The following is a 13,332-nucleotide window of genomic DNA, read 5'->3' as shown; positions in this document are numbered from 1 at the left end:
GACGTGAGTCGTCCACGCCCTTCCATCGCGGCCTCGATGGCCGGTGCGGTTGATCTGTCCGCCCTCAAGCAGCGCCCCTCGACCGGCGACGGCGAATCGTCGGCGCCCACCGGGGGAGTGGAAGTCACCGAGGCGAACCTCGAAGCCGAGGTGCTGGTCCGGTCCAGCCAGGTTCCCGTCGTGGTGCTGCTCTGGTCGCCCCGCAGCGACGCCAGCGTCCAATTGGGCGATGCCCTCGGTCAACTGGCCGCGTCCGACGGCGGCAAGTGGTCGTTGGCGACGGTCAACGTCGACGTCGTCCCCCGGGTGGCCCAGATGTTCGGTGTGCAGGCGATCCCGACCGTGGTGGCGCTGGCCGCCGGCCAACCGCTGTCGAGTTTCCAGGGCATGCAACCCCCCGAGCAGTTGCGCCGCTGGATCGATTCGCTGCTGAACGCGGTCGCGGGCAAGTTGCCCGGCGGCGCCGAGGAGGGAGAGGCCGAACAGGTCGATCCCGAACTCGCGCAGGCGCGTTCGCACCTGGACGCCGGCGACTTCGACGCCGCACGCACGGCATACCAGGCGATCCTCGACGCCAACCCCGGTCACGCCGAGGCCAAGGGCGCTGTGCGCCAAATCGATTTCCTGCAGCGCGCCACTACCCGGACGCCCGACGCGATCGCCGCCGCCGACGCCGACCGCGGCGATATCGAGCTGGCGTTCGCCGCCGCCGACGTGGAGGTTCTCCAGCAGAACGTCGGCGCGGCCTTCGACCGGCTCATCGACCTCGTCAAGCGGACGTCGGGCGACGACCGCACGACGGTGCGCACCCGCCTCGTCGAGCTGTTCGACCTGTTCGATCCGGCCGATCCCGAGGTCATCGCCGGTCGGCGCAAATTGGCCAACGCGCTGTACTAGCGCCCGGCGCTAGTGTGCGCACAGATCGACCATCGCCCCCAATCCGGCCGAAACGACGATCTGAGCGCACACTAGAGCGCCCCACCTACTCGGGCTCGTATTCGAACCACAGCGCGGACAGCGGCGGCAGCACCATGACCGCCGACGCCGGGCGCCCGTGCCACGGCTCGTCGGTTGCCTGCACCGCACCGTAGTTGCCGATGCCCGACCCGTTGTAGATGTCGGCGTCGGTGTTGAGCACCTCGCGCCAGGTGCCTGCGTGCGGTAGCCCCAGGCGATAGCGGGTGTGTTCGGCACCGGAGAAGTTGAACACGCATGCCAGCACGGTGCCGTCGTCGCCGTAGCGCAGGAAACTCAGCACGTTGTTGGCCGAGTCGTTGGCGTCGATCCAGCTGTAGCCCTCGGGGCGGGTGTCCTGGGACCACAGCGCCCGCCTGGTTCGGTAGACGGCGTTCATGTCGTGCACCATGCGCTGAATACCGGTCGAGAAGCTGTTCTCGTCGAGCTGGTACCAGTCGACGCCGCGCTCCTCGGACCACTCGGCGCGCTGGCCGAACTCCTGTCCCATGAACAGCAATTGCTTACCGGGATGCGCCCATTGGTACGCCAACAGGCTGCGCAGCCCGGCGGCCTTGTTGTGGTCGTTGCCCGGCATCCGGCCCCACAGTGTGCCTTTGCCGTGTACTACCTCGTCGTGGCTGATGGGCAGCACGTAGTTCTCGCTGAACGCGTAGAGCATCGAGAACGTGATCTCGTGGTGGTGGTAACTGCGGTGGATCGGATCGCGTTTGATGAACTCCAGCGTGTCGTTCATCCAGCCCATGTTCCACTTCATCGAGAAGCCAAGGCCGCCAAGGTTCGTCGGCCTGGTCACTCCGGGCCAGGAGGTGGACTCCTCGGCGACCGTGACGATGCCGGGGGCGGCCTTGTGCACGGTCGCGTTCATCTCCTGCAGGAACTGCACGGCTTCGAGGTTCTCGCGACCGCCGTAGATGTTCGGGGTCCACCCGCCTTCGGGGCGCGAGTAGTCGAGGTAGAGCATCGAGGCGACCGCGTCCACGCGCAGACCGTCGATGTGGAACTCCTGCAGCCAGTACAACGCGTTGGCCACCAAGAAGTTGCGCACCTCGGCGCGCCCGAAGTCGAAAACGTAGGTGCCCCAATCCAACTGTTCGCCGCGGCGGGGATCGGAATGCTCGTAGAGTGCGGTGCCGTCGAACCGACCGAGCGCCCACGCGTCCTTCGGGAAGTGGGCGGGCACCCAGTCCATGATCACGCCGATGCCGGCCTGGTGCAGCGTGTCGACGAGGTGGCGGAACTCGTCGGGTGAGCCCAGGCGTGACGTAGGCGCGTAATAGGAGGTGACCTGGTAACCCCAGGAGCCGCCGAACGGATGCTCGGCCACGGGCATCAGCTCGACGTGGGTGAAACCGTTCTCGACGACGTATTCGGTGAGCTGGGTAGCGAGTTCGCGATAGCTCAGGCCCGGGCGCCACGACATCAGATGCACCTCGAGGGTGCTCATCGGCTCGAACACCGGGTTCTGGGCCGCGCGGCGCGCCATCCACTCGTCGTCGGCCCACGTGTAGTCGCTCTGGGTCACCTTCGAGGCGGTCTTGGGCGGCACCTCGGTCGCGAACGCCATCGGGTCGGCGCGCTCGCTGACCGAACCGTCGGCGCCGTGGATGCGGAACTTGTAGAGCCCGCCGATCTCGAAGCCCGGCCAGAACACCTCCCACACGCCGGTCGACCCGAGCACACGCAACTGGGCTTCGTTGCCGTCCCAGTGGTTGAACTCGCCGATCAGGCTGACACCCTTGGCATTCGGGGCCCACACCGCAAACGAGACACCGTCGACGACACCGTCGGGGGTGGTGTAGCGGCGGGGATGCGCGCCCAGGATCTCCCACAGGCGCTCGTGGCGGCCCTCGGAGAACAGGTGCAGATCCATTTCGCCGAGCGTGGGAAGAAACCGGTACGCGTCGGCCACCGTGTGTACCTGGGTCGCGCCGTCGCCGCCCGGGTAGTGCACCTCGAGCCGATAGTCGGCCAGCTCGGTGAACGGCAGGGCGACGGCGAACAGTCCGGATTCGATGTGCTGGAACGTATACCGCTCACCGCCGACGACCGCGACCACCTCGACCGCATGCGGTCGGTAGGCGCGGATCACGGTGTGGTCGTCGTACTCGTGCGCGCCGAGCACCGAGTGCGGGTCGTGGTGTTCGCCGGCCAGCAGCCGGTTGAGGTCGGCGGTGTGCGGCCGCAGATGTGGGCTGCTCGATTGTTTGGTCTGCGTCATCTCGTCACTCCCTACGCAGCAGATTGAGTCGTTGGTCGGCGGGCACCTGCGGCATGTTCAAGACGTGTGCGACCGCCCGCACCGGGTCGAGACGCACGTAATTGGACTGCCCCCACTGGTATTCGTCGCCGGTGATCTCGTCGCGGACCCAGAACCGGTCGTAGGGCTCCATCCCGAGGGCGGGCATGTCCAGCCACAGCGTCGCCTCTTCGGGTCCGAACGGGTTGAGCGTGACCACCACCAGTACCTGATCACCGGTGGCGGGATCGAACTTGCTGTAGGCCAGGAGCGCGTCGTTGTCGACGTGGTGGAACCTGATGGTGCGCAACTGATGTAGAGCGGGATGAAGCCGACGGATCTCGTTGAGCCGGGTGATGAACGGCTCCAACGATTCACCGTCGGCCAGCGCGGCGTCGAAGTCGCGGGGCCTCAGCTCGTACTTCTCAGAGTTCAGGTACTCCTCGCTGCCTTCCCGGACGGCGCGGTGTTCGTACAGTTCGTATCCGGAATAGACACCCCACGCCGAACTCATCGTCGATGCCAGCACCGCGCGGATCGCGAACATCCCGGGGCCTCCGTGCTGCAGGCTCTCGTGCAGGATGTCGGGCGTGTTGACGAACAGGTTCGGGCACGCGTAGTCGGCGTGCTCGGCGATCTGCTGGCCGAACTCGGTGAGTTCCCATTTGGCGGTGCGCCAGGTGAAGTACGAATACGACTGTGTGAAACCCAGTTTGGCCAGTCCGTACAGCCGTGCGGGACGGGTGAAGGCCTCCGAGAGAAACAGCACATCGGGGTGCTCGTTCTTCACCTGACCGATCAGCCAGGCCCAGAAGTTCGGCGGTTTGGTGTGAGGGTTGTCAACCCGGAAGATCTTGACGCCGTGCGAGATCCAGTGCCGAACCACCCGCAGCACTTCCTCGTAGAGCCCGGCTGGGTCGTTGTCGAAGTTCAGCGGGTAGATGTCCTGGTACTTCTTGGGCGGGTTCTCCGCATAGGCGATCGTGCCGTCGGGCAGCACCGTGAACCACTCGGGGTGTTGCCTGGCCCACGGATGGTCGGGTGCGCACTGCAGCGCGAGGTCGAGCGCCACTTCCATGCCGTCGTCGCGGGCCGCGGCGACGAACTCGTCGAAGTCGTCGATCGTGCCCAGCTCCGGATGGACCGCGTCGTGGCCGCCCTCGTCGCTCCCGATCGCCCATGGTGAGCCGACGTCGTTGGGCGCGGCGGTGACGCTGTTGTTGGGGCCCTTGCGGTGCACCTTGCCGATCGGATGGATGGGCGGAAGGTAGACCACGTCGAAACCCATCCGAGCGATGCGGGGGAGCGCCTTGGTGGCGGTCGCGAAGGTGCCGTGCACCGGGTTGCCCTGGGCGTCCCAGCCGCCGGTCGAACGGGGGAAGAACTCGTACCACGCGCTGAACCGCGCCTCGGGGCGGTCGACCCAGACGCCGTACTGCTTGCCGCGGGTCACCAACTCGCGCAGCGGATAGTCGTCGAGCAGGCGGGTGACCTCCGGTGACAACGCGGCCCCGGCACGGCTGAACGGGTCGCCGGGTTGGCGCAGCCGCGCCGCCGCCTCGATGAGTGGATAACGGTGCTGACGTGGCACACCGGTCGAGGCGCGTTCCAGCAGATTGGCCCCGACCAACAGGTCGTTCGACAGCTCCGATTCGCTCTGACCGGCGTCGAGCTTGGCGGTCACGCTCTTACGCCAGGTCGCCACCGGATCGCCCCAGCCGTCCACCCGGAACGTCCACAGCCCGGCGCAGTCGGGGGTGAACGCACCGTGGAAGACATCGGGCGTACGCCCGGTCGACATGGGCAGATGCTGAGGCTTTTTGCGGGCCGTCGTGCCGAGCACTGTCTCGATCGGCACCGCTTCGGCGGATACCAACCCCGGCGGATCGTCGGCAAGCTGGGGATATGCCGCGCCGCGATAGCGCACCACCAACGTGGCCGCGACCGCGTCGTGGCCCTCTCGCCACACGGTCGCCGCGACCGGAACGATTTCTCCGACGACCCCCTTCGCCGGGTAGCGCCCCCCGGAGACGACCGGCGCGACGTCATCGATCTCGATTCGACCGGCCACCTACCACTCCTTCTCTGGTCCTACTTCTGGCTGCGGCCACCGATGTGCTCCGCCGGCACCGCCGACGTGGCCGCTGTGTCGTCGTGGTCCCGTTCACGGTCAGGATGAACAACCCTCGTCGCGCCCTATACCCACGTTAGTGCGCAGCCCAACCCGAAGTGGGCCAAGCAGTCCGACCGGGCACCCTGCGATCTGCCGGATTGTCAGTAATGTTGTCTCGCGTGATGGCCCGATGAAAGCGCTGAGAAGGTTCACCGTCCGAGCGCATCTGCCCGACCGGCTGGCCGCGCTCGAACGGTTGTCGATCAACCTGCGCTGGTCCTGGGATCGGCCGACGCAGGATCTGTTCGAGTCGATCGAACCCGAGCTCTGGAAGCGCGTCGGCTGTGATCCCGTGGGCCTGCTGGGGCAGGTCAGCCCGCAGCGCCTGGACACCCTGGCCGGCGACGAGGAGTTCCTGCGCCGCCTCGACGGGCTGGCCGCCGATCTCGACGACTACCTCAGCCGGCCGCTGTGGTACCAGCAGGAGGTCGAGCACGGGGCCCAGCTGCCCAACGGGATCGCGTACTTCTCGATGGAGTTCGGGGTGGCCGAGTCCCTCCCGAACTACTCGGGCGGTCTCGGCATCCTGGCCGGCGACCACCTCAAGGCGGCGTCGGATCTCGGCCTGCCGTTGATCGCCGTCGGGCTGCTCTACCGGTCGGGTTACTTTCGGCAGTCGCTGACCGCTGACGGCTGGCAGCATGAGAGCTATCCGGCCCTGGATCCGCAGGGTCTGCCGCTGCGGCTGCTCACCGACCATGACGGGCAACAGGTGCTCGTCTCGGTCGCGATGCCCAGCGAGAACGGCTATGACGCCCGGCTGCAGGCGCGGGTCTGGATCGCCCAGGTGGGCCGAATCCCGTTGCTGCTGCTGGATTCCGACGTCCCGGAAAACGACCACGATCTGCGTGGCGTGACCGACCGACTCTACGGCGGGGACCAGGAGCACCGGATCAAGCAGGAGATCCTCGCCGGTATCGGCGGGGTCCGGGCGATCCGCGCGTTCATCGAGCTGGAGGGCAGGCCCTCGCCCGAGGTGTTCCACATGAACGAGGGGCACGCCGGTTTTCTCGGTGTCGAGCGCATCCGGGAACTCATCGACGCGGGGCTCGATTTCGACACCGCGCTGACGGTGGTGCGGTCTTCGACGGTGTTCACCACGCACACTCCGGTTCCCGCGGGTATCGACCGGTTCCCGGTGGAGATGGTGCGGCGGTACTTCGGCGGCTCGACCGACGGCCCGTCGGGCGCGATGTCGCGGCTGCTGCCCGGCCTTCCGCTCGACCGCATCATCGCCTTCGGCGAGGAGGACGACCCGACCAAGTTCAACATGGCCCACATGGGTCTGCGCCTGGCGCAGCGCGCCAACGGTGTCTCAATGCTGCACGGCAACGTCAGCAGGCACATGTTCAACGAGCTGTGGCCGGGTTTCGATCCCGGCGAGGTGCCGATCGGGTCGATCACCAACGGTGTGCACGCGCCCACCTGGGCGGCGCCGCAGTGGATGGAACTCGGCCGCGAACTGCTCGGCAGCGAGGACCTCACCAGCGCGCGCGAACCCGCGGTGTGGAGCCGCCTGCAGCAGGTCGACACCGGCCACCTGTGGTGGATCCGCTCGCAACTGCGCGAGCAACTCGTCGAGGACGTGCGCGCGAGGCTGCGTAGGTCGTACCTGGAACGCGGCGCGGCAGAAGCCGAGTTGGGCTGGATCGCAACGGCTTTCGACCCCGCCGTGCTGACGATCGGATTCGCGCGACGGGTGCCGACCTACAAGCGCCTGACGTTGATGCTGCGTGACCCCGAGCGGTTGGAGCGGCTGCTGCTCAACGACGAACGGCCGATCCAGCTCATCGTCGCGGGCAAGTCCCATCCCGCCGACGACGGGGGCAAGGCCCTGATCCAGCAGGTGGTGAAATTCGCCGACCGGCCCGAGGTCCGGCACCGGATCGCCTTTCTGCCCGACTACGACATGTCGATGGCCCGCCAGCTGTACTGGGGATGTGACGTGTGGCTGAACAATCCGCTGCGGCCGCTGGAGGCATGCGGCACGTCGGGCATGAAGAGCGCGCTCAACGGTGGTCTGAACCTGTCGATCCGCGACGGGTGGTGGGACGAGTGGTACGACGGGGAGAACGGTTGGGAGATCCCGACCGCCGACGGTCTGGCCGACGAGAACCGGCGCGACGACCTCGAGGCCGCCGCACTGTATGACCTGCTGGAGACCTCGGTTGCGCCGAAGTTCTACGACCGCGACGAGCGCGGTGTCCCGGCGCGGTGGGTGGAGATGGTGCGGCACACGTTGATCGTGTTGGGGCCCAAGGTGCTGGCGTCGCGGATGGTGCGCGACTACACCGAGAAGTACTACGCACCGGCGGCGCAATCGCTGCGGCGGACCGTCGAACCCGGGGGTGACGGTGAACCGTTCGGCGCCGCAAGGGATCTGGCCAACTACCGGCTGCGTGCCCAGGAATCGTGGCCCAAGATCCAAATCACCGACGTCGACAGCTATGGTCTGCCGGACACGCCGCTGCTCGGTTCGGAGCTCACGCTGACCGCCACCGTGTATCTGGCGGGTCTGCGTCCCGAAGAGGTTGCCGTGCAAGCGGTGCTGGGCCGCGTCGACACGAGCGATCAACTCGTCGAACCGGTCACCGTGCCGATGGTGCACACCGGAAGCGCCGACGCGGGCAGGGAAGTCTTCTCCGCGACCGCACCGTTGCCCGTCGCGGGGCCGGTGGGCTACACGGTGCGTGTGCTGCCGCACCATCCGCTGTTGGCGGGCGACAACGAGCTCGGCCTCGTCACGCTCGCGTGACACGAGCTCGCAAGGTCGCGCTCGACGGCGGACCCTACGGGATCGCGGCAGGCCCGGACAGGGCGCTCTGGGTGACCCTCGTGCACGACGGCGCGATCGCGCGCGTGACTGACAACGGTGAGGTCGCGGTTCATCCCGTGGCACCGGAGTGTCGGCCCTCGATCATCACCGCCGGTCCTGACGGGGCGATGTGGTTCACCCGCAACGGCGATGACCGCATCGGCCGCATCACCAGCGCCGGCGAAGTGAGCGCATTCGAACTGCCTGCCGACAGCGCTCCGTACGGCATCACGACGGGTCCCGATGGGGCGCTGTGGTTCACGGCCATGGGCTCCGGCGTGGTCGCCCGGATGTCGGTGGACGGTGAGGTGTCGGAGATCCATCCGGTCGGCGGTGCGCCGTCGATGATCGTCACCGGCCCCGACGACGCGCTGTGGTTCACGTTGAACCAGGCGAGCGCCGTGGGCCGTCTTACGCTCGCCGGCGACCTGACGATCCGCGAAACACCAACTGCCGCCTCGGGTCCCGTCGGCATCACCGCAACCCACGACGATGCGCTGTGGTTCACCGAGATCCTCGCCGAACGCCTCGGCCGGATTCCGATCGACGATGCCATCCAGGAGATCGAACTGCCCGGCAAGCCGCACGCGGTGATCGCTGATCCCGGCGACGGCGTCTGGGTGACGCTGTGGGGGTCGAGCCAGCTCGCCCGCGTCAGCGGCGACGGTGACATCGTGACGATCGACCTCCCGCCGGGCAGCGAACCGCATGGCCTCGCGGTCGACGCCGAAGGCGCCGTCTGGGTCGCCCTGGAAGCGGGCCACGTCCTGCGAATGCCGACCTGAGCTGGGCGATCGGAACGATTCTCGGAGCATCCGCACGCGGCGCACAGCGGGCGCGGTAGGTTCCGAAGCGTTGCTAACGACGGAGGGTGGCCAGTGACGATTGGGATTGTGCTGCGGCGAGGCATCACCGTGATCGCGGTCGCGGGGGTACTCGGCAGTCTGGGCGCCGCATCCGCGGCGGCCGATCCGGAGGCCGACCCGGTCGTGGCCGAAGTGCCCGCTGAAGGGGCACCCCCGCCACCGCCTCCGGACGGCGCCGTCGAATCCACCCCGCCCGCGGTGACCGAGACGCCCGACGGGTGGACTCTGGAGATGGGCGCCGAGAAAGAGACCCAAGCACCGAGCCCTCCGCTGACGACTGCATTGTCGTCGCGTGAGTATGTCGTCGGCGGCACCTACAAGGGTCGGCTGACCGGCCCGGGGGACGGTGTAGCGCCGGAGGGCAGCCTCGAAGTCGGTTACGAAATCGGCTGCGGCATCGACATGAGCACCTCGAACGGCGTCACGCTGGCCGGTACCGCGGGCATCAACCCGTCCATCGGACTCCTGGGGCTCACCATCGTCGGTGGTGGAGAGGATTTCGGGATCCTGCCGAGCCTCGGCGGCAATGTCGGCGGCGGTATCACCGTCGGCCTCAAACCGGGTCTGGTCAACGTGGTCCCGGTGACGAAGAAGAAGTTCACCGGCGCCGAACCGTGGGTGATGGTGAGCAACTTCCGGGTCAAGATCGACGGCTGCGTCGGTGAGTCCTTCATCCGCTCGTATGCATACCTCAGCCACACCACAGATCAGTCGGAGGCGATCGTCGCCTGGTACGGCGTGACCAAGAAGATCTGAGCGGCGCTCAGTCGAAGCGCTTGAAGCAGCGTTCGGTGTCGCCGAGGACGCCGACGCGGAATGCGTCGATGCGCGAAAAGCCCGAGGGCACCGATTCGCCGTTGACGTCGCTGGCCACCAAGCCGTTCATCAGGATGCCCGACACGGCTTCGTCGACGTCGCCCGCTGTCAGCGCCACGGTGTTGCCGTCAGGGGTGGTCACGCTCTTCGAGAGCTTGGTGGTGGCGACACCGGTCAGGCACGCGGTGCGAAGCGCGGCCTCGGCGCTGTCGAGTGCGACGCCGCCGTGCTCCTTCTGGATCGCCTGCATGTACCGCGACACCAATACCGAGTAGGCGGTGTTGTCACCGGTGGCCAGGCTGACCGGGTCCTCGATGTCGGGCTGAGCACCCATCTGCGCCAGCTCGTCGAGCTCGACGGCGATCGTGTTGGTCGCCGGGCAGTAGGACACCGGAGGACTCGGTCGCGCATTCGTGCACTGCGGGGGGTCGAAGCTCAGCCGTGGTGGGTTGGCGGGTGTGAAGAGGATGTTCATCGCGTCCAGGACGGCGCGCACCGACTCTTCGGAGACGGCCCATTCACCCGTCTCGTCCTCTGCCAAGAGCACCGGCAGATCGCCCCGGCGTTGGCCGATCTCCCGCAAGTCGATGGCCGCGCAGGCCGAGGGGCCGTCGGTGAAGCCGAACTGAAAGGCCGACAGGCGTTCGAACGCCGAACCATGTTCGTCGACACCGACTTCGGGGTCGTCCTCGCTCAACAATGGGTCCCGGAACGCGATGACGGACGCCAACACGTTGTTGAGTCCTTCGCCGGTCGACAGCGTGAAGCGCGGCGAGTTGTCTTCTGCGACCCAGCGCATATAGGCGCCCGCGAGGCAGTCGGCCTGCTGTTCGGATACCAGCGTCGGGGTGTCGTCGTCGACAAGGCCGGCCAGCCTCTGCACCGCGTGGCCGTATTCGTGGGCGAGCACCATCGTGACACCCATGTCGCCGAACTCCTGTCGCAGGCTGGGCACAAGCTCGCCCCGATCCCACCCGATGGTGTTGTCGGTGGTGCAGTAGCCGGCGTTGACCAGACCGTACGTGTCGGTGTCACAGAATCCGGTGCTGTCGAATCCGTTGGCGTCCCAGGAATAGACGCGCTCGACCGGCTCGAACCGGCCGTCGAAGGCGGTGCCGTAGGCGCCTTCCCAGAACTCTTCGATATCGCTGATCGCCTGCCGGGCCAGTTCGTCGGAGTCGCTCCCGTCGGTGCCCAACACCACTCGCGCCGGACCCCGCGCGTCCGGCCGTAAACCGGTGGGGCCGTCGGTCGCCGGCATGCCCGCGACGCGGAACGGATCGTTGAACACCGATACGGGTTCGCCGCGCAGGGTGGTGGTGCATCCGGTGACGACAAGCACCGCCGATATCGCGGTCACGGCGCCGACCAGGAGTCGCCGATTCATGGACGCCGCCTTTCGCGTCGAGGCGGCCGCACGGCGCGCACTGAACCGTTGTCAGAATAGAAAACAATCACCGCGCGCGGAGACGTTCGAGCGCCTGACGCACGCGGTCGGAGTCGGTGGTCGCCCAGAACGGCGGCAGGGAGGCCCGAAGGAATCCCCCGTAGCGGGCCGTGGCCATGCGCGAGTCCAGCACGGCGACCACGCCGCGGTCGTCGACGGTGCGCAACAAACGTCCCGCACCTTGGGCCAACAGCAGTGCGGCGTGGCTGGCGGCCACGGCCATGAAGCCGTTGCCACCTCGGGCGGCCACTGCTCGTTGCCGGGCCGTCAGTAACGGATCGTCGGGGCGCGGAAACGGAATCCGATCGATGAGCACCAGTGACAAAGACGGGCCGGGCACGTCGACGCCCTGCCACAGCGACAGCGTGCCGAACAGCGACGTCTCGGGGTCGTCGGCGAACCGCTTGACCAACGCCGATGTGGTGTCCTCGCCCTGGCACAGCACCGGAGTGTCCAGCCGATCCCGCATGATCTCGGTGGCCGCCTTGGCCGCACGCATCGAGGAGAACAGCCCGAGGGTTCGGCCGCCGGCCGCGGTGATCAGCGCGGCGATTTCGTCGAGTTGTTCCGCGGAGCCCGTGCCATCGCGTCCCGGCGGAGGCAGATGTGCTGCGACGTAGAGGATGCCCGACTTCGTGTGCTCGAACGGGGATCCGACGTCGATGCCTTTCCACTCGGTCTCCCCGCCCGCGAGCCCCCACGCCGAAGCCATCGCGTCGAACGTGCCGCCGATCGTCAGCGTCGCCGACGTCAGGACGGTCGTGGTGGTCTCAAAAAGCCTGGTGCGCAACAGATGCGACACCGACAGCGGGGCGACGCGCAGTATGGTCCGCACCGATCCGCGGGTGTCCTCGCGTTCGATCCACACCACGTCGGTGCGGTCGGGGATGGCGGGCAAGAAGGAGTCGAGAACGCGCGAGGCGGTGTCACCGACATCGGTCAACGCGGTCACGGCTTCGGTGCGCGCGGATGCGGCCGCCGGGTCGCTGGGCGCGGTGTCGATTGCCGACCGGGCCCGGTACGCGGCGTCGCGCACCGCGGTCAGGTAGGTCGCCAGTTCGGCGTCGAGGACGTCGATGCGGCCCGGTTCCGTGTCGTGGATGGCCGACGACAGCGTCGCCGTCGCGGCTTCCAGCCGCTGGGCCAGTTCCTGGTCGACCAGGCGCGCGGCGCGGCGGTGGGCGATGCCGAGCGATGTCGCGGACAGCTCGCCGGTGGCCACCGAGGTCACGCGGTCGGCCAACTCGTGCGCCTCGTCGACGACGAGCAGATGGTGTTCGGGGAGTACGGCGGCGTCAGAAATCGCGTCGATGGCCAGCAGCGCGTGATTGGTGACGACGACATCGGCGCGGTCGGCCTTCTCCCGTGCCTTCTCGGCGAAACAGTCGGTGCCGAACGGGCACCGGGCCACCCCGATGCATTCGCGCGCCGAAACGCTGACCTGCGACCAGGACCGGTCGGGTACCCCCGGGGCCAGCTCGTCGCGGTCACCGGTCTCGGTGTCCGACGACCAGGCGATGAGCCGCTTCACGTCTCGGCCCAGAGCGCTGGTCACCACGGGTTCGAACAGGTCCTCCTGGGACCGGTCGTCGGGCTCGGTGACACCGCCTGCCGAACTACCGTTGTGAATCTTGTTCAGGCACAGATAATTTCCGCGACCCTTCAGGAGGGCGTACTCGGGCGCGCGCGCAAGTGCGTCGGCCAGCGACTCCGCCAGCCGCGGAAGGTCGCGGTCGACGAGTTGGCGTTGCAGCGCGATGGTGGCCGTGGACACCACGACGGGTTCGTCGGCGTCGACGGCACGTGCGAGCGACGGCACGAGGTAAGCCAGCGATTTGCCCGTGCCCGTCCCAGCCTGGACGGCGAGGTGCTCCCCGGTGTCGAAGGCGTTGGCGACGGCCTTGGCCATCTCGACCTGGCCGGCGCGTTCGCGCCCACCGAGCGCCGCGACCGCGGTGGCCAGCAACTGGGTGATGTCCGGCGCGTCCGACGTGGTCACCT

General features: G+C 67.7%; 8 protein-coding genes. 4 read left to right on the top strand and 4 right to left on the bottom strand.

Annotated elements, in window-relative coordinates; translation table 11 throughout:
• Positions 1-3: 3 nt before the first annotated feature.
• Positions 4-897: a tetratricopeptide repeat protein gene (locus AU197_RS22310; RefSeq protein WP_197415626.1), complete on the top strand. Its 894-nt coding sequence runs from the start codon at positions 4-6 to the stop codon at positions 895-897.
• Positions 898-982: 85 nt separating this feature from the next.
• Here AU197_RS22310 and glgB read toward each other — a convergent pair whose 3' ends face one another.
• The gene (gene glgB, locus AU197_RS22305; RefSeq protein WP_064405516.1) at positions 983-3,196 is read right to left on the bottom strand and encodes a 1,4-alpha-glucan branching protein GlgB; all 2,214 of its coding nucleotides are present in this window, start codon (positions 3,194-3,196) and stop codon (positions 983-985) included.
• A 4-nt stretch (positions 3,197-3,200) separates the two neighbouring features.
• On the bottom strand, positions 3,201-5,285 hold the full coding sequence (locus tag AU197_RS22300; RefSeq protein WP_064405514.1) for an alpha-1,4-glucan--maltose-1-phosphate maltosyltransferase: 2,085 nt from the start codon (positions 5,283-5,285) through the stop codon (positions 3,201-3,203).
• A gap of 232 nt (positions 5,286-5,517) precedes the next feature.
• On the opposite strand from AU197_RS22300, the gene AU197_RS22295 reads away from it, so the two are divergent.
• The 3 genes from AU197_RS22295 (at position 5,518) to AU197_RS22285 (ending at position 9,824) form a co-directional block, all read left to right on the top strand.
• On the top strand, positions 5,518-8,142 hold the full coding sequence (locus tag AU197_RS22295) for a glycosyltransferase family 1 protein (RefSeq protein ID WP_064405512.1): 2,625 nt from the start codon (positions 5,518-5,520) through the stop codon (positions 8,140-8,142).
• Complete coding sequence (locus AU197_RS22290; protein ID WP_064405511.1) at positions 8,139-8,987, top strand: virginiamycin B lyase family protein; 849 nt, start codon at positions 8,139-8,141, stop codon at positions 8,985-8,987. Before AU197_RS22295 ends, AU197_RS22290 begins: the two co-directional genes overlap by 4 nt.
• Before the next feature lie 105 nt (positions 8,988-9,092).
• Entirely contained in the window at positions 9,093-9,824 is a 732-nt protein-coding gene (locus tag AU197_RS22285; RefSeq protein WP_502687900.1) for an MspA family porin, read from the top strand.
• A 7-nt stretch (positions 9,825-9,831) separates the two neighbouring features.
• Here AU197_RS22285 and AU197_RS22280 read toward each other — a convergent pair whose 3' ends face one another.
• Both AU197_RS22280 and AU197_RS22275 read right to left on the bottom strand, forming a co-directional pair.
• Positions 9,832-11,271: a neutral zinc metallopeptidase gene (locus AU197_RS22280; protein ID WP_064405507.1), complete on the bottom strand. Its 1,440-nt coding sequence runs from the start codon at positions 11,269-11,271 to the stop codon at positions 9,832-9,834.
• 67 nt (positions 11,272-11,338) lie between these two features.
• Entirely contained in the window at positions 11,339-13,330 is a 1,992-nt protein-coding gene (locus tag AU197_RS22275; protein ID WP_064405506.1) for an ATP-dependent DNA helicase, read from the bottom strand.
• Positions 13,331-13,332: the final 2 nt, after the last annotated feature.

Origin of the sequence: Mycobacterium sp. IS-1590 (genome assembly GCF_001500025.1) — a bacterium.
GTDB lineage: Bacteria > Actinomycetota > Actinomycetes > Mycobacteriales > Mycobacteriaceae > Mycobacterium.
Note: the sequence above shows the minus strand (reverse complement) of the source record. Positions and strands in the feature narration are given on the sequence as shown.

Coding starts and splice junctions, on each gene's coding strand:
- AU197_RS22295 (WP_064405512.1), top strand. CDS start 5,518: ATGAAAGCGCTGAGAAGGTTCACCGTCCGAGCGCATCTGCCCGACCGG.
- AU197_RS22280 (WP_064405507.1), bottom strand. CDS start 11,271: ATGAATCGGCGACTCCTGGTCGGCGCCGTGACCGCGATATCGGCGGTG.
- glgB (WP_064405516.1), bottom strand. CDS start 3,196: ATGACGCAGACCAAACAATCGAGCAGCCCACATCTGCGGCCGCACACC.